Source organism: Candidatus Chlamydia corallus (assembly GCF_002817655.1).
Classification (GTDB): Bacteria; Chlamydiota; Chlamydiia; order Chlamydiales; family Chlamydiaceae; genus Chlamydia; species Chlamydia corallus.
In genome coordinates this window covers 316684-334558 of sequence record NZ_NWQK01000001.1, presented here as the reverse complement: position 1 = coordinate 334558, position 17875 = coordinate 316684, and the positions used below count along the sequence as shown (strand labels likewise).

The following is a 17875-nucleotide window of genomic DNA, read 5'->3' as shown; positions in this document are numbered from 1 at the left end:
AGGAAACCCATGTTCGACTCTCTAAATAAAAATACTCCCATCATTACACAGGGAATTACAGGGAAAGCAGGTTCATTTCATACTGAGCAGTGTCTAGCCTATGGTTCTAACTTCGTAGGTGGCGTTACTCCAGGCAAGGGAGGCACCTCTTGGCTAGACCTTCCAGTTTATGATTCTGTCCTTGAGGCAAAGCAAGCTACGGATTGTCGTGTGACAATGATTTTTGTTCCCCCGCCCTATGCTGCCGAGGCGATCCTTGAAGCCGAGGATGCTGGAATCGAACTCATTGTTTGTATTACCGAAGGGATTCCTATTCGAGATATGCTTCAAGTAGCTAGGGTCATGGAAAATAGTACTTCGCAGCTTATTGGCCCTAATTGTCCAGGAATTATTAAGCCTGGAGAATGTAAAATTGGAATTATGCCAGGATATATCCATCTTCCTGGAAATGTTGGAGTCGTTTCTAGATCAGGAACTCTGACATATGAGGCTGTTTGGCAGCTGACTCAAATCAAAATTGGCCAGAGTATTTGTGTGGGCATCGGAGGTGACCCACTTAACGGAACATCATTTATTGATGTCTTGCAGGAATTGGAACAAGACCCCTATACAGAATTGATTTTAATGATCGGCGAAATTGGGGGTAGTGCCGAAGAAGAAGCTGCAGCCTGGATTGAAGCGTATTGCACCAAACCCGTTGTTGCTTTTATTGCTGGCGTCACGGCTCCAAAAGGGAAACGCATGGGTCATGCTGGGGCCATCGTTTCTGGAAATTCTGGAGATGCCAAAAGTAAGATACAAGTTTTACGTGAATGTGGGGTTACCGTCGTTGAGTCCCCTGCTCATATCGGAAAAACTGTAGACGCTGTATTGCGAGCCAAAGAACTCTAATTCTTAATATTGTCTTGATAATCTAAGAAAGAAAGTTTTCTTAATGCCTTTGAACAAATAAGAATTCTCTTTCCCTTTTCTCGGTCTCAAGAACAATTCCTGGTTTTCTTCAAAATTTTCGCAGACAAGATTCTCAAAGATAAATTTAAAAAATATAGAAATAGCTCAGATCTTTTTCCAATCCTTGAACCAAAAAATTAAGAGGATATTTTATATGGCAATCTATATAATTTTTCTTGAATTTCAGCCGACTCTAAAGAATCGGCTGACGGTAGAACTGGATGGACGGTTTTTTTTTTTGCCAAACAGTTAGAATTGTTTCCCCAGATTCTCCTAGTTCAGGGGATGGATTTTGAGAATGTGGAGAGATCTTTATTTTAATGAAGATGTCGGAAGTTCTTTCGTACTTCTTGCTGCCCCTGGTTCTTACTGCTATCGCACTTTGCTATTTACATGTTCTACCCTATTCCATAGTTTCTTTCTAACGACACCGCACTAGCTAATCAGGTAAACTATAGAAGGACTGCGTGTAGTTAAGAAGTTATAACAAAAATAGAAGCAGGACATTATGCAGGTCTATGATTTCTCTTCCCAGGTTCAACCAACATTTCAAAATTTCCTAATGGCAAAACTAGATTCATGGTTTTTCTTTGGAGGAAAGCGGATAAAAATTATCCGTTTAGATGGACCTAATATGGCTCAAGGAATAGAAGAAGAAGTTGCGATACCCACTTGTATAAAAATCCTTAAAGTTATCCTAGCACTTATTTTGATTCCATTTGTTTTACTCGCTTGGGTGATTCGTTATCAATTGCACGCAAATTTCAAGTGTAATGTAGAAGCTTCTCCAAGGTTGCCTGTAAGTCGAATTTACAAATGTAATGAGGCTAAGATAGAAGAAATGATAAATCTTTTAGATTTGGAAACTCTTGAGTGGCCCTCAAGATGCCTCCGTGAAGATATGGTATTTGCAAATAGACTAGAGGAAACATTGATCCAAGAGATGCGTGAGTCAGAGACTGGGGAGCTGATTAGTTTCGATGGTAAACGAAAACTGGTTCGTTTACTTCTCATGTATTTTTTTAATCCTCCAAAGACATCGTGTATACAGTCTGCTGGCCGTCATGGAGTTGTCTTCTCTGTATTTGAAAGGACAAAGAGGGAAGAGGAAATGGTTGGGGATGGACCAAACATTCGATCGAAAGAGGAGATGTGGATTCTTTTAGATCGTGGACCCGCTCTCGGAGTTTACAAAACTATCTGGTTTTCCGTTTTTTTTGAAGTATCTAAAACAGGAAAAGATATTTTAAAAGAAAGTATTGGAGGTGAGATTTTTAAGAGACTCAACGCTATATTCAAGACCTCTATAGGTCAAACACTATATCTAGTTCCAGAGCTAGCTACTCTTTGTTTTTGTTTATATTTCTCTGGTTGTCTGCATTGGGAAGACAATCCAAGTACGTAGAGGGAACTTTTTTAATTTTATTAGAATTACCTTTTTAAAAATAAGACTAATAATAGTTTTCTATTTGTTCCGTCTTCTTTACAGCAGAGCCCTGATCAAGGTGTCGGTTTTATAGAACTCGGTCTTATTTCTACTAACGAGAAAATTTTTAAAAATTCTATCCTATCCATCCTAGATCATCTCTAATTGGAATTTCTAGAAAAAAACAAACTAATTCTTTTTGTTTAATAGTATTTTTTAAAATTATAAGGTGTTGATTTTATTAATAAAAGCATGAATAATTTTTTCTATCTAAAAATAATAATGGTTTTTTGATGCTTGTCTATCGTTTTGATTCCTCGGTACCAACTCCTTTTGAACATCGCCTGATGGCAAAACTAGATAATTGGTTTTTCTTAGGAGGAAATCGTTTAAGAATTTTCGCGCTTGAGGGTAATAGCTATTTGACTATTCAAGAAACTATGTGCATCTCAAAAGTAAAGAAGATCTTGAAACTATTCTCCTATCTGTTCTTCCCTATTGTCCTTATTGCTTTGCTAGTTCGCTACCTCTTACACGCTAGGTTTGAACGTAATTGGAGATGCACTTCTCTAAGCGACTTCAGATTTTTCCCCGACATTCAACTTTTCGATAATCCAGAAAGGCTGAATATATGGAAAAATGGGAAAAATATCACTGGAATAGACGTATGTTCGATTAGTTTGAGCGATCTAAAAACTTGGTTTCCTCTTTTTAACAAAACTCCAGAAACTAGCCGTTTCAAAAACTATGTAAAAGATGGTCAGTTTTCTGAAGAAGAAGAAAGTAAAAAGAGTTATTTTAGAGGTATGCTGCGCCATGTTATTGAGTGTATGTTGTCACTAAGCGATACTCGTTGGGATAACTTAATGAAGCTCCTCCCTAAGATGGCGATCGTTTTCAAAAATAAATCTTGCTTTGGCTATCGAGATTTTCATGAACATTGGAAAGACTTGGCGCGGCATACACTTGGAGAAGGTGGTATGGCGAATATAATCGACAAGACACAAATCTATGTAGAGCGGCAAGAATGTGAAATTTCTAAGATAATTTTAAAAGCTTACTTTGAAAAGCATCTTCATGTTATACGCGGTGGAGATTTTATTGAATTAATAATAAATGAAGCAACTCGTGAGTTTCGTTGTCCAAATGTTATAAACGCAGAAGTGTGTAATGCAGTAGATAACAAATGCCAAGAACACCTGGTAAAAGCAGTAATAAAAGAAGTAAACAGCAGATTCCCTTCCTTCAATAATAGCTCATTCTCTATCTTTAAGAACACCGTATTATTTTACACAATCTTTCCACTAAAATAGTCTTCTAACTAAGAGTGACTCACATTTTTAAAGAAAGCAGATTCTTTGATCTCCTAGTCCAGCTATAGGGATTAGAACATTTTAGAGCTTCCCCTTTTGATACGGATCTCTTCGGAGCCATTTCTTCTACTTAATCTTCTAGTATTCAGATGTTTGTATTTATTAAAATCTTTATAATTCTTTAATTTACAAAATTCTATTTTATTTTTTTTGGCAACTAACTCTATAATGTTTGCTTGTTAAATTAAAAAAGATATTTTTTCATGCAAGTTTATAGTTTCGCCCCTTCAGTATCGACCCTATTTCAACACCGTTTAATGGCCGGAATAGATAGTTGGTTTTTCTTGGGAGGGAAACGTTTAAAAATAGTTGCTCTAGATGGTCCCAACCTAGGTTACGCTAACCACAAGAGGAGGTAGCTCTTTCAACGACAGCAAAGGTCTTGAAACTACTCTCCTATTTACTTTTCCCCATCGTCCTATTAGCGCTGACAATTCGCTATTTTTTACATAAGAATTTTACGACAGATGTAGAAAAGAGGTCTTTGTTAACGACAATGTGGCAAGAAACTGATCTAAGAAGGAGTCTGTACCTGGATTCTTGTGCTTACCCGCCTTATTATTATTGGCTTAAAAAAGACGATTTTTACAAGCGGTTTATTGGTATAGACTTTTACCAGCTCTCTTGCGAAAATGTAGCAATTTTTTCTCTCTCTTCTCAGCTTCCAGAGATGTGCCGTTTGAATTACTGGCTCTCATTTGGTAAAGAAGCAGAAAAAAAGCAGTACAAAGCTATGTGAGAAATATGCTGACTCACGTCATTGAGTCTCTATCATCAGAAGGTGAGGTTCGGTTGCAGAAGATATTTGATATCCTTGATCGAGGGGATTCTCCCCTCGATCCTCGAGTATTTCTTGCATACGGCTTAATTAGTGAAGAGATAAAGAAAGAAATTCAAAGTCTGCTTGATAATAAGACTGGAGCGACCAGGGGAAATACGGCAGTTTATGTATCGAGCGACTTATTTAAAACTATTCTTAAGATTTGGTGGCCAGAGTTTATTAAAGTTATAAAGTCTTCGACTTTTATTGAAGCGATAGTAGAACAAGTGAGTGAACAATTTAATCTAAATGCTGTAAACAAAACAATGTTAGATGCATTTGATCAAATGTTTAGAGCTGATCTTTTAGACGCAGTGTTATATCATGGGTCTCGAGGAGTCGACCCTGATGTTAGTGCCTCATTAATTATTGATATCAAAACACAGATTACATTACAGATACCCTTACCAAAAGAAAAGTCAAAATGATCGTGGTAGGTTCTTACTTTTAAGATAAAAAGATCCGTCGGCGGTATAGAAGAGCCTTTAAGCTCAAAGCAGGGAGCTCTAGGTGATAGGATCCTCAAAGTTTAACTTTAATCATCAAGTATTCTCAATCTAAAGAGATAAAATCCCTTTGTAGTAATGTTTTCGTCACATATGATTTACCTTTCGTAATTACTAGAGGGCAGAAGCTATGTTAGCTAGTGCACCATGGTATTCTGCTTCATCGAAGACAACATTCTTGAGGGATAGATATGATAACTAAGCAATTGCGTTCGTGGTTAGCTGTACTTGTTGGTTTGGGTCTGGTAGCTTTTTCTTTACCAGGGCAAGCTCTAGGGAAAAAAGAAACTCGGGTTTCAGAGCTGCCTCAAGATGTCCTTCTTAAAGAAATCTCGGGGGGGTTCTCTAAGGTCGCTACTAAGGCGACTCCCGCTGTTGTCTACATAGAAAGTTTTCCAAAGAGCAATACTGTAGCACATCCTGCTCCTGGACGTCGCGGGCCCTATGAAAATCCTTTTGATTATTTTAATGACGAGTTTTTCAATCGTTTTTTCGGTTTGCCTTCACAGAGAGAAAGACCTCAAAGTAAAGAGGCAATTCGAGGAACAGGTTTTATTGTATCTTCGGATGGTTATATCGTGACTAATAACCACGTTGTAGAAGATACGGGTAAGATTCATGTAACTCTTCATGATGGGCAAAAATACCCAGCAACTGTAATCGGACTCGATCCTAAAACAGATCTTGCGGTAATTAAAATTAAAGCTCAAAACCTCCCATATCTTTCTTTTGGCAACTCCGACCAATTAAAAGTCGGAGATTGGGCAATTGCAATTGGTAATCCCTTTGGTCTTCAAGCTACGGTTACTGTGGGTGTAATCAGCGCCAAAGGAAGAAATCAACTTCATATTGCAGACTTCGAAGACTTTATTCAGACAGACGCCGCTATTAATCCTGGAAACTCTGGTGGCCCTCTTCTAAATATTGATGGTCAGGTTATCGGTGTTAACACTGCCATCGTCAGTGGTAGTGGTGGCTATATTGGAATAGGGTTTGCGATTCCTAGCCTTATGGCTAATAGAATCATTGATCAGCTTATCCGTGACGGTCAAGTTACCCGAGGATTCTTAGGAGTGACTTTACAACCTATAGATGCGGAACTTGCTGCTTGCTACAAACTCGAAAAGGTTTATGGGGCTCTAGTGACAGATATTGTTAAAGGATCTCCAGCAGATAAAGCAGGGCTAAAACAAGAAGATGTTATTATCGCTTATAATGGAAAAGAAGTCGATTCCTTGAGTACTTTCCGTAATGCCGTTTCTTTAATGAATCCAGATACACGTATTGTTCTGAAGGTCGTTCGCGAAGGAAAAGTTATTGAGATTCCAGTCACGGTTTCCCAGGCTCCAAAAGAAGACGGGATGTCAGCTTTACAGCGTGTGGGAATCCGTGTTCAAAACCTCAATCCTGAAAATGCTAAAAAGCTAGGAATTGCTCTAGAAACTAAAGGCATTCTGATTACACATGTCGAATCAGGATCTGTAGCAGCATCTTCAGGAATTGCTCCTGGCCAGCTGATCCTTGCTGTGAATAGACAAAAAGTATCTTCGATTGAAGATCTCAATAGGATTTTAAAAGACTCCAACAACGAGAGTATTCTACTTATGGTTTCCCAAGGAGATGTCATTCGCTTCATTGCTTTGAAACCTGAGGAGTAAGAAAGACATTCAAAAAGGGCTCCGAGTAATCAAGGGAGGAGAGGTGGTTATCCTCGTCTCTCTTTTATTTTAGGGAGCTTGTCAAGAAGCTGACAGATAGAAAGAAATCCCTTCTTAAGCTGATCTATAGAGAAGTGTTCTTCAGCAGCGTGGATGTCGTCACTAAGATAAGAAGTCCCACAAATGATAGGTGAGGCTTGTGCTGCTTCTCCCAATAGGGGAGCAATCGGGATCGTAGCAGGCATCACTAATCTCAAACACTCTTCATTGTAAAGACTACTATAGATTTCCTGAAGTAATTTGACTATGGGGAGGTTAGGAGAACTTATCCAACCTCGAGATCCTCCTACAAGAATTTCGTAAGAAAACTTTAATGAAGAAGGAACGAGCTTTTTCAAATGATTTATAACCTGTTGAGCAGCTTTATCAGGGTCTTGATTAGGGACAAGTCGGCAAGAGATATAAGCAGTTGCTTTATAGGGGATCACAGTCTTAAAGCCAGGTCCCGTATAGCCTCCAGAAATTCCGTTGATTTCTACAGTAGGGCGTAAAGCAGATTCTTCAGGGCTATAAGAAGATTCATAACCCTGAGGTCGAAACCCTAACGTTTCTTCACATTCGGAAAGAGTGTCTGACTTTGGAAGATCAGGACGATCCGTATCTAGGGGGGGAGCAAGATCATCGTAAAATTCTTCAACAGCTATAGAATTATCGCGGTGGTGGAGGGAACTAAGAATTTCTGATAAAGCACGATTGGTATTGTAGGCAATGCCGCCCAAAACCCCTGAATGCATGTCCTTGTTGCCCTCTTCAAGGTGGATCTTCATGGAAACGATACCTCGCGCGCCAATACTTACGTAAGGATGTTTTTGGGAAAGGAAGCCTCCATCTACGATAAGAAGGTAATCAGCACGCAAAACTTCTTTTTTCTTTTCTAACCAAGTAAATAACGCGGGACTCCCACTCTCTTCTTCACCCTCAATCAACCAAGTGATATTCAGAGGAAATTCTCCTCGAGATTTGTAATAGTGTTGTAATGCCTTTAGGGTGTAAAAACATTGTCCTTTGTTATCAGAGGCTCCTCGGGCATAAAGATTGCCATTCTCTTTCCTAAGAATAAAGGGATCTCCCTTCCAACCGTCAGCGAGTTCTGCTGGCTGGACATCATAGTGATTGTAGAGCATAAGAGTTGGGTTAAGAGGATCTTTGCTTTTGTACGATGCATAGATTAAAGGGGGGTGGCCAGGCGTTTCCCAGAGCTCTATATGGAAAATCTTCTTAAGATATTCTACTAAAAAATGTGCGCAGTTTTCACAATCATGAAGACGGTTACTATCGGCAGATATCGAGGGAAAGCTTATAAATTTTGCAAATTCTTCCAGAAAAGTTGCACTATTTATATCAAAATATTTCGAATCTAGATTCATGAGCTTCCCAGAGCAGTTGTTGAAAATAATATCACAGTAACTTAACTTACTTTTGTCGAAAAGAAAAGAAGAACATAGGGTTTAGCGTGCTTGTTAGCATGATTAAGCATGACAAATTAGGGATGCAATCCTAACAATCAGACGAGTTACAGAAAGTATGAAAGCTGGTGATACGTATAGAAATTTCCTTATTAAGTCATGCAAAGATCTTCCTGAAATAGAGATTAAACTCCTTGAAGCGGAACATAAGCCGACAGGAGCTTCTATCATGATGATCGTGAACAATGATGATGAAAACGTATTCAATATTTGCTTTAGAACATGTCCACAGACTTCCAATGGTGTTGCGCATGTTTTAGAACATATGGTCCTCTGTGGTTCTGAGAACTATCCTGTGCGAGATCCCTTCTTCTCGATGACGCGCCGTAGTCTGAATACTTTCATAAACGCTTTTACAGGACCAGATTTCACATGCTATCCTGCAGCTTCCCAGATTCCCGAAGATTTTTATAATTTACTCAGCGTTTATATTGATGCAGTATTTCATCCTTTGCTTACCAAACAAAGTTTTTTTCAAGAGGGATGGAGATACGAACTCAATTCTGAGAATCAGCTCTTTTATACAGGAGTTGTTTTTAACGAGATGAAAGGTGCTATGATGTCTGGGGAGGCAAGACTTTCTGAGGCCTTAAATGCAGCAATTTTTCCTTCAGTGACCTATGGCGTAAACTCAGGAGGAGAACCTAGAGAGATTGTAACTCTATCTCGTGGAGACGTCAGCACATTTCATCAAAGCCAATATAGTATCAATCGGTGTTTGTTTTATTTTTATGGAAATATCAAACCTTCCCGTCATTTAGATTTCTTGGAAGAAAAATTACTTAGACAAGCTACAAAACTAGAAAAGCAAACAGTGTCAGTACCTTTGCAGAAGCGGTTTAAGGAACCAGTCAGGCACATCTTGACCTATCCTGTCGATCATCAAGAGGAAAATAAAGTCCTCTTCGGAATTTCTTGGCTTACCTGTTCTATCTTAGATCAACAAGAACTTTTGGCTTTGCATGTGTTAGAAATCATTCTTATGGGTACAGATGCGGCTCCTTTAAAATCTCGATTGCTAAAATCAGGTTTCTGCAAGCAGACAGAGATGAGCATCGAGAATGATATACGTGAAATTCCAATGACATTAGTATGTAAGGGATGTTCTCCAGCAGGAGCTCAGAAATTAGAAGCTTTGATTTTTGCTTCTCTTGAAGAGATCATCCGCGAAGGGATAGCAGAAAATATTATAGAGGGTGCGGTACATCAGTTAGAGTTATCTAGAAAAGAGATCACAGGATATTCTCTACCTTATGGGTTGTCGTTATTTTTCCGTTCAGGGTTATTAAAACAGCACGGAGGCCATCCTGAAGATGGGCTAAGAATCCATAGCTTATTTTCTGAATTTCGCACTTCTTTAAAAAATTCTGATTATCTTGCCAAATTAATCCGCAAGTACTTCTTAGATAATCCACATTTTGCGAGAGTTATCTTGATTCCTGATACGGAACTTGTTGCTAAGGAAAATAAAGATGAACAGCAGCTTTTACAGAGTATCAAGGAAAAATTGACGGATGAAGATAAAGAAAAGATTCAACAGAATACACGAGAACTTGAAGAATATCAAGCGCAGGAAGAAGATCTAAAAGGGGTGCTTCCTAGCCTTGCTTTAGATAAAGTGCCCACATCTGGAAAGGAATTTCTCCTAATTAAAGAAGGGCTCAGCGAAGGAGAGGTTCTGCATCATGAATGTTTCACAAATGACATTGTCTTTATAGATGTTGTGATAGATATCCCCCCGCTATCTGTTGAAGAGCTCCCATGGCTACGTTTGCTCGTATTTTTAATGTTGCAGCTGGGATGTGGAGGAAGATCCTATAAAGAACATCTAGAGCTTCTTTTAGAGCACACGGGTGGTGTAGATGTCTCGTATGATTTTTCTCCTCACGCAAATAAAAATAGCTTTCTTTCTCCATCAGTAAGTATCCGAGGCAAAGCCTTGGCATCAAAATCCGAGAAGCTTTGTCGTATTATCAGCGATATGTTAACAAGTGTAGATTTCACAGATATTCCCAGGATCCGTGAGCTGCTCATGCAGCATAATGAAGCATTGACGAATAGTGTTAGAAATAGTTCCATGAGCTATGCAGTAAGCATGGCTTGCTTTGGGAATTCTATAACAGCAGCAATGTCTTATCTGACTACAGGGCTTCCTTATGTTAAAAAAATTCGCGAATTTAAAAAAAATTTTGATCAGAATATAGATGAAGCTGTTGTGATTCTACGACGGTTATTTACAAAATGTTTCTCTGGGAAACGGCAGATTGTCGTTAGTGGAAGTGCTCATAATTATCAGCAATTAAAAGATAATAAGTTTTACGGTTTGCTAGATTATCTGATTGTTATCCCAGAACCTTGGGAAAACCCAATCATAGATTTAAGTGTCTCATCTCAGGGGTTACATATTCCTGCACGTGCAGCATTCAATGCTCTTGCCTTCCCTATTAGAGATATAGCTTATGACCATCCTGATGCCGCAGCTTTAACCGTAGCAGCAGAAATCTTGGATAATGTTGTGTTGCACACTAAGATCCGAGAACAAGGAGGGGCCTATGGCTCGGGAGCAGCTGCAAACTTATCTCGAGGATCTTTCTATTGCTATAGTTATCGAGATCCAGGAATTGCAACCACCTACAAAACTTTTCTGAAGGGAGTTTCGGAGATTGCTTCTGGAAAATTTAATGAAGAAGATGTCTATGAAGGAGCTCTTGGAGTTATCCAAGGTTTAGATATGCCCGTAGCTCCTGGAAGCCGTGCTTCCGTAGCTTTTTATAGGCTGAAAAGTGGTAAGATTCCAGTGTTGCGTCAAGCATTTCGTCGTTTTGTTCTTGAAATGACCAAAGAACATATCTGTATGGTTGTGGATAAATATCTGGCATCGACAGTTGAAGAGACAACATTCATATCTTTTGCAGGAGAAGATATGCTGCGGAATATTGGTCCTACCCTAGATAAAGATTTTCCGATAGTGCCAGCAATTTGAATGTTATTCTTGTTTTTCTAAAGACTTTATAGCAGTTAGCCTCTCATCTATATCAAATGAACTATGAGGAAACGAGGTTGCAAGGCTTTCTATAGCGGTAGGCTCTTCAATCTGATGGGAAGAAGAGGAAGTCTCCAAGCCCTCGAATTTCCTCAATGTGGGTAGTACCCGATACTGAAAACTCGATGCCATATCATTATAGCTCTGCACTGTCTGGTTTAAATTTTTCCCTATCTTATGAAAATGTGTGAACACCACCTGTAAGCGATGATGGAGCTCTTTACCTAAAAGACCTATCTCTTGAATTTGTTTTTGGAGATTTTCTTGCTTCCACATGTAAGCAATGGTCTTCAGAAGAGCAAGTAAAGTTAAAGGACTTGATAAAATTACGTTTGAAGAAGCTCCAATTTCTATCAATTCGGGAGCCAAGCGAATCGCGTCATTGAATAAACTTTCTCCAGGAAGAAAAAGGATCACGTATTCTGGTGAGTGATGGAATTTTTCCCAATAACTCTTGGATTTCAGAGTTTTAATGTGTTCTTTAATTTTATCAACAAGATCGCTTTTATCAATCTCCTCTAAAGAAAAATAGGATTCCGAAATCGGGGCTTTGGCATCAATAATCAAACAACGATCTTGAGGTAGGCGAACGATAATATCAGCTCGAAAGGATCCTTGTACACTTGTCGTTTGACTGTCGTAGTCACAGTATTTTAACATCCCTGCAAGCTCTAAAATTCTCTCCAGTTGGATTTCTCCCCAACGTCCTCGAGATCCTGGGTGCTTTAAAATATCCGTTAGAACATGAGTTTCCTGTTCTAACTTTTTCTCTACAGCAAGCAGCTGCGACATCTGTTCTTTCAGTCTTCCGCGATCCTCAGCATGCTTAGTTTCAAATGTTTCCAAACTTTGTTTAAATGTCGTAAGTGTTGTTTGGATAGGAGAGAGTATAGATTGAAAAGATTTAGATGTGTCACCAAAGTAATTTTGAGCTTCTTCTTTCATGTCTTTGATGAGTTTGTGAGAAGAAATAGCTAGGCGATTGCTGAAATCCTCAATTAACTGCTCTTGATGGCGGCTGAGATTTAAAGAAGTCTGTAAAAGTTGATTTTCGTGTTCCAATTTCTGAATCTTTTCTAAAAAGTCGTGCTTCTTTCTTGAATAATAGTACGAGGCTACGAACACCCCTAGAAAAAAAACACACCCAGATAAAAGTAGGCACGCTAGAGAAAAAAAAATGTTCATAACAGATACTAACTCTTTTTTCTACAGATGATTGAAAAGATCGGGAAACCCACTAAAGTATATAACCAAGAAACAAGGAAAAATACTTCAACAAAATGATCTACAAGTCCTGAAAAGAAAAGACACGCCGCTAACCCTATAGTCACTACAAGAAGAAATGAAGAAACATTAAAGCGAAACTGTTTAATTCCAGGGAATTTCCAAGGGGAAATCATCAGACCCCCAATAAAAAGAAGAGCAAACGATAGTAGACCTACCCGAATTTGGGCAGGGAGGTCAGGAAAGAAATCTGAGGCAAGAAATAAAGCTAAGGAAACGATGCTCGCAGCAGCAGCAGGAATTGGTAGTCCAATAAAACAATAAGGTTTTGAAACATCAACAGTTTTTTGGGAAAAGAGATTGTAACGTACTAACCGCAACACCCCACACAGAGAATAAATAATGGAGGTAATGAGTAGTAGCGAAGAGAAAACATTTCCGACATAAATCCCATCAAGGCTTTTTATAGCAATCAAGGGTGGGGAAATGCCGAAAGTTACTGCATCAGAAAGAGAATCAAACTGAGCACCAAAAGCGCTCTCGGCTTTCATAATGCGGGCAATCGCACCATCAGAAAAATCCGCGATCATAGCGCTAATAAGTAAAAGAGATAAGCCCTGCAAACGATGAAATAATTCTACAGAGGATGACGTTCTTAATACGCTTTTGAAAATAATAAATAATCCGCAACAAAGTCCGAAAGCAGTAATAGCGTTAGGGGTCACTACGCGACGCTTGCCTCGCGCTTCTAGATCTAGTCCTGCCATGTCAATTTGCCAGAGTTTCTTTTGCTCGTAGCATAATACATTCTTCTAAAATCAACAAGTTTTTGCGGTCCTCTTTTCTGTTAAGATCTCTATCTCTAAAAGAGCCTGGAGCATGATCTTTTTTACCGAGAACAGCATCATTTTTCAATTGCAGGAAACCACCACAATTCCTATATATGGTAGATAAGCGCATAATGTTTCACTACATATTGGGTTTTTAGAGGAAATCCTTCTTATGTTTAAAGTCGTTTTTTTTTCTACTTTTTAATTACAACAAAGGAAAAAGTACTCCAATATTTATGGTTTCGGAGTCCTGGTTTTCTAGTGCGCAAAGAATAAAAGAATTTAATATTTAAATATCATTCTGGGGAAAAGTTATGGTCGAAGTTGAAGAAAAGCATTACACCATCGTCAAACGTAATGGAATGTTTGTCCCATTTAATCAAGATAGGATTTTCCAGGCTTTGGAGGCAGCTTTTCGAGATACGCGTAGCTTAGAAAATAGTTCTCCATTACCCAAAGATTTAGAAGAATCTATCGAGCAAATTACTCATAAAGTGGTCAAGGAAGTCCTTTCTAAAATTTCTGAAGGACAAGTAGTCACTGTAGAGAGAATCCAAGATATTGTAGAAAGTCAGCTGTATATTAGCGGCTTACAAGATGTCGCTCGTGATTATATTGTCTACAGGGACCAACGTAAGGTCACCCGCGGCAATTCTTGGTCTGGAATTGCAATCATACGTAGAGACGGTGGTTCTGCTAAATTTAATCCTATGAAGATCTCAGCAGCTCTCGAAAAAGCTTTCAGAGCTACGCACCAAATCACGGGGATGACTTCTCCTGCAACACTATCCGAAATTAATGACCTTACCCTTAGGATTGTTGAAGATGTCCTAAGTCTTCATATTGAAGAGGGTATTAATCTTGAAATTGTTCAGGATATTGTTGAAAAACAGCTGATGGTTGCAGGCTATTATAATGTAGCTAAAAATTATATTCTATATAGAGAAGCTCGTGCAAGAGCCCGTGCCCATAAAGATCAAGAGGGACAAGAAGAGGTTATAACCGAAGAGGAAACCTATGTTGTTCAAAAAGAAGATGGGACAACTTACCTTTTGAGCAAGACAGATTTAGAAAAACGGTTTTCTTGGGCATGCAAGCGATTTCCTAAAACTACAAATGCTCAATTGCTTGCAGATATGGCCTTTCTGAACCTTTATTCAGGAATCAAAGAAGAAGAAGTAACAACAGCGTGTATTATGGCTGCACGGGCCAATATTGAAAGAGAACCCGACTATGCTTTTATCGCAGCAGAACTTTTAACCAGTGTTTTGTATCAAGAAACCTTAGGATGCCGTTCTCAAGACCCGAATTTATCAGAAATACATAAAAAACATTTTAAAGAGTATATCCTCAATGGAGAAAAGTATCGCTTAAATCCTAAATTAAAGGATTACGATCTCGATGCTCTTAGTGAAGTCCTTGACCTTTCTAGAGACCGGCAATTTTCCTATATGGGAGTACAAAATCTCTATGATCGTTATTTTAATCTACATGAAGGACGACGCTTAGAGACTGCCCAAATCTTTTGGATGCGGGTTTCTATGGGCTTAGCCTTAAATGAAGGAGAAGACAAGAACTTTTGGGCAATCACTTTCTATAATCTGCTATCAACATTCCGCTATACCCCAGCAACTCCTACGTTATTTAACTCTGGAATGCGGCATTCCCAGCTCAGTTCGTGCTATCTTTCTACAGTCAAGGATGACTTAAGTCACATTTACAAGGTGATTTCTGATAACGCTCTACTTTCTAAATGGGCAGGGGGCATTGGAAATGATTGGACAGATGTTCGTGCTACAGGAGCTGTAATTAAGGGAACAAACGGGAAGAGTCAAGGCGTAATTCCCTTCATTAAAGTTGCTAACGATACTGCAATTGCAGTGAATCAAGGGGGTAAGCGTAAAGGTGCTATGTGCGTATATTTAGAAAACTGGCACTTGGATTACGAAGACTTTTTGGAATTACGGAAGAATACAGGAGATGAGCGTCGTAGAACTCACGATATCAATACAGCAAGCTGGATTCCAGATCTCTTCTTTAAGAGATTAGAAAAAAAAGGCATGTGGACACTTTTCAGTCCCGATGATGTTCCAGGTTTACATGAGGCCTACGGTTTAGAATTTGAAAAGCTTTATGAAGAATATGAACGTAAGGCTGAATCTGGGGAAATTCGTTTTTATAAAAAAGTTGAAACCGAAGTGCTGTGGCGTAAAATGTTAAGCATGGTTTATGAGACAGGCCATCCTTGGATTACATTTAAAGATCCTTCGAACATTCGCTCAAATCAAGATCATGTTGGCATCGTACGTTGTTCCAATCTATGTACAGAGATTTTATTGAACTGTTCGGAATCAGAGACTGCAGTTTGTAATTTAGGTTCCATAAACTTGGTAGCACACATCCTTAATGGCGAATTAGATGAAGAAAAATTAAAAGAAACAATCGCAATAGCAATCCGTATTTTGGATAACGTTATCGACTTAAACTTCTACCCTACAGTAGAGGCTAAACGAGCGAACTTGACTCACAGAGCTGTGGGGTTAGGAGTTATGGGTTTCCAAGATGTACTTTACGAGTTGAACATTAGCTATGCCTCGCAGGAAGCTGTTGAGTTTTCTGACAAGTGCTCGGAGATAATTGCATACTATGCTATTCTAGCCTCGAGCTTGCTTGCTCAGGAACGCGGCGCATATGCTTCATATTCAGGATCTAAGTGGGATCGTGGGTACCTACCATTAGATACTATCGAGCTGCTCAAAGAAACGCGGGGAGATCACAATGTTCTTGTAGACACATCAAGCAGAAAGGATTGGACTCTAGTTCGTGATACTATCCAGAAATATGGAATGAGAAACAGCCAAGTCATGGCGATTGCCCCTACAGCAACAATCTCTAATATTATAGGAGTGACCCAGTCCATAGAGCCAACTTATAAACATTTATTTGTAAAGTCCAATCTTTCAGGAGAATTCACAATCCCCAATACCTACCTGATTAAAAAACTAAAGGACTTAGGTCTTTGGGATGCGGAAATGTTAGATGATCTAAAATACTTTGACGGATCTTTATTGGAGATCGAAAGGATTCCTAATTACTTGAAAAAGATTTTCCTAACAGCATTTGAAATCGAACCTGAATGGATCATAGAGTGTGCCTCTAGAAGACAGAAATGGATTGATATGGGAGTTTCACTCAACCTATATCTTGCCGAACCTGATGGTAAAAAACTGTCGAACATGTATCTCATGGCGTGGAAAAAAGGATTAAAGACTACATATTATTTAAGGTCTCAAGCTGCAACATCAGTAGAGAAGTCTTTTATAGATATCAATAAGCGTGGCATTCAGCCCCGTTGGATGAAAAATAAGTCAGCGTCCACAAGTATTGTGGTAGAAAGAAAAACAACCCCTATTTGTTCAATGGAAGAAGGTTGCGAATCTTGTCAATAATGGAAAAAAGAGGAGCTAAAATGGAGTCAGATATTTTAGACGGAAAGCTCAAACGAGTAGAAGTCAGTAAAAAAGGGTTGGTGAATTGTAATCAAGTTGACGTCAATCAGCTAGTTCCTATTAAGTATAAATGGGCTTGGGAACATTACCTTAATGGGTGTGCAAACAACTGGCTCCCTACAGAAGTCCCTATGGCGAGGGATATCGAATTATGGAAATCAGATGCACTGTCTGAAGATGAACGCAGGGTAATTTTGTTAAACCTAGGATTTTTTAGTACAGCGGAAAGCCTTGTTGGAAATAACATTGTTCTTGCTATCTTCAAACATATCACTAACCCTGAAGCAAGACAGTATTTGTTACGCCAAGCTTTTGAAGAAGCTGTACATACACATACATTCCTTTATATTTGTGAGTCTCTAGGACTTGATGAAAGAGAAGTATTCAATGCCTACAATGAAAGAGCTTCAATTAAAGCTAAAGATGATTTTCAAATGACATTAACCGTAGATGTCCTTGATCCTAACTTTTCTGTAGAGTCTACAGAAGGCCTTGGACATTTCATTAAAAACTTAGTTGGATACTACATCATTATGGAAGGAATCTTCTTCTATAGTGGTTTTGTGATGATTCTTTCTTTCCATAGACAAAACAAAATGACAGGAATTGGGGAACAGTACCAATATATCCTTAGAGACGAAACCATACATCTAAACTTTGGAATCGATCTTATCAATGGAATTAAAGAAGAAAATCCTGAAGTTTGGTCTCCAGAATTACAAGAAGAAATCAAGACTCTTATTGAAAAAGCTGTGGAGCTTGAGATTGAGTATGCTAAAGATTGTTTGCCTCGAGGAATCTTGGGATTAAAATCTTCAATGTTCATAGATTACGTTCGTCATATTGCAGATCGTCGCTTAGAGAGAATCGGGTTAAAACCTATCTATCACGCCAGAAATCCTTTTCCTTGGATGAGCGAAACTATGGATCTTAATAAAGAAAAGAATTTCTTTGAAACCCGGGTTACCGAATATCAAACTGCTGGTAATTTGAATTGGTAATTTACAAT

General features: G+C 38.7%; 12 protein-coding genes and 1 pseudogene. 10 read left to right on the top strand and 3 right to left on the bottom strand.

Features of this window, described 5'->3' with window-relative positions; all coding sequences use genetic code 11:
• Positions 1-9: 9 nt before the first annotated feature.
• The 7 genes and pseudogenes from sucD to htrA all read left to right on the top strand — a co-directional run bounded on the left by sucD (position 10) and on the right by htrA (position 6734).
• Positions 10-891: a succinate--CoA ligase subunit alpha gene (sucD, locus tag CMV32_RS01475; RefSeq protein WP_100934164.1), complete on the top strand. Its 882-nt coding sequence runs from the start codon at positions 10-12 to the stop codon at positions 889-891.
• 622 nt (positions 892-1513) lie between these two features.
• Complete coding sequence (locus CMV32_RS01470) at positions 1514-2356, top strand: DUF648 domain-containing protein (protein WP_239923130.1); 843 nt, start codon at positions 1514-1516, stop codon at positions 2354-2356.
• Between the two features lie 314 nt (positions 2357-2670).
• Positions 2671-3690, top strand: a complete 1020-nt coding sequence (locus CMV32_RS01465) for a DUF648 domain-containing protein (RefSeq protein WP_239923129.1) — start codon at positions 2671-2673, stop codon at positions 3688-3690.
• Between the two features lie 263 nt (positions 3691-3953).
• Entirely contained in the window at positions 3954-4109 is a 156-nt protein-coding gene (locus tag CMV32_RS05715) for a DUF648 domain-containing protein (protein WP_100934162.1), read from the top strand.
• Positions 4109-4489, top strand: a pseudogene (locus CMV32_RS05710) (DUF648 domain-containing protein); the annotation flags it as partial. The gene CMV32_RS05715 and the pseudogene CMV32_RS05710, both read left to right, overlap by 1 nt.
• Positions 4490-4494: 5 nt before the next feature.
• Positions 4495-4998 (top strand): hypothetical protein, encoded by a 504-nt coding sequence (locus CMV32_RS01450; protein ID WP_100934160.1) that lies wholly within the window; start codon positions 4495-4497, stop codon positions 4996-4998.
• Positions 4999-5267: 269 nt separating this feature from the next.
• Positions 5268-6734, top strand: a complete 1467-nt coding sequence (htrA, locus tag CMV32_RS01445) for a serine protease HtrA (protein ID WP_100934159.1) — start codon at positions 5268-5270, stop codon at positions 6732-6734.
• A 47-nt stretch (positions 6735-6781) separates the two neighbouring features.
• Here htrA and CMV32_RS01440 read toward each other — a convergent pair whose 3' ends face one another.
• Positions 6782-8161, bottom strand: a complete 1380-nt coding sequence (locus CMV32_RS01440; RefSeq protein ID WP_100934158.1) for a M20/M25/M40 family metallo-hydrolase — start codon at positions 8159-8161, stop codon at positions 6782-6784.
• Between the two features lie 157 nt (positions 8162-8318).
• Between CMV32_RS01440 and CMV32_RS01435 the strand changes: the two genes are divergently transcribed.
• On the top strand, positions 8319-11243 hold the full coding sequence (locus CMV32_RS01435) for an insulinase family protein (protein WP_100934157.1): 2925 nt from the start codon (positions 8319-8321) through the stop codon (positions 11241-11243).
• A 3-nt stretch (positions 11244-11246) separates the two neighbouring features.
• On the opposite strand, the gene CMV32_RS01430 is transcribed toward CMV32_RS01435, so the two are convergent.
• Together CMV32_RS01430 and CMV32_RS01425 are read right to left on the bottom strand one after the other, a co-directional pair.
• Positions 11247-12488, bottom strand: a complete 1242-nt coding sequence (locus tag CMV32_RS01430; protein ID WP_100934156.1) for a DNA recombination protein RmuC — start codon at positions 12486-12488, stop codon at positions 11247-11249.
• Between the two features lie 8 nt (positions 12489-12496).
• Positions 12497-13294 (bottom strand): CDP-alcohol phosphatidyltransferase family protein, encoded by a 798-nt coding sequence (locus tag CMV32_RS01425; protein WP_100934155.1) that lies wholly within the window; start codon positions 13292-13294, stop codon positions 12497-12499.
• 377 nt (positions 13295-13671) lie between these two features.
• Between CMV32_RS01425 and CMV32_RS01415 the strand changes: the two genes are divergently transcribed.
• Together CMV32_RS01415 and CMV32_RS01410 are read left to right on the top strand one after the other, a co-directional pair.
• Positions 13672-16806, top strand: coding sequence for a ribonucleoside-diphosphate reductase subunit alpha (locus tag CMV32_RS01415; RefSeq protein ID WP_100934153.1), 3135 nt, complete (start codon positions 13672-13674; stop codon positions 16804-16806).
• Positions 16806-17867, top strand: a complete 1062-nt coding sequence (locus CMV32_RS01410) for a ribonucleotide-diphosphate reductase subunit beta (RefSeq protein WP_100934152.1) — start codon at positions 16806-16808, stop codon at positions 17865-17867. The genes CMV32_RS01415 and CMV32_RS01410 overlap by 1 nt, the downstream gene beginning before the upstream one ends.
• The last annotated feature ends 8 nt before the right edge of the window (positions 17868-17875 follow it).